At 48.2% G+C, this 251-nt stretch carries 1 pseudogene; it reads right to left on the bottom strand.

Annotated elements, in window-relative coordinates:
• Positions 1-71: 71 nt before the first annotated feature.
• Positions 72-251 (bottom strand): annotated as a pseudogene (locus KW93_RS06800) (ABC transporter ATP-binding protein); the annotation flags it as partial.

Raw genomic sequence — 251 nt, forward strand, 5'->3', positions numbered from 1 at the left:
AGCTGGGTCGCCGGAGTCTGGACAATAAAAAAGGTCTCTCCCTATTGTTCGGGAAGAGACCTTTTTGCATATTATTTGATCTGCGGCTGCTGGCCGGCAGAAATCCATTCTTCAACGTTCCAGACTTTTGTGACAAGCCCTTCGTAGAATTCCGGTTCGTGGCTGACAAGGACAATCGTTCCTTTATAAGCCTGCATCGCACGTTTCAATTCTGCTTTCGCGTCGATATCCAAGTGGTTTGTCGGCTCATC

It is taken from the genome of Planococcus sp. CAU13 (assembly GCF_000775575.1).
In the GTDB taxonomy this organism is placed as follows: domain Bacteria; phylum Bacillota; class Bacilli; order Bacillales_A; family Planococcaceae; genus Planococcus.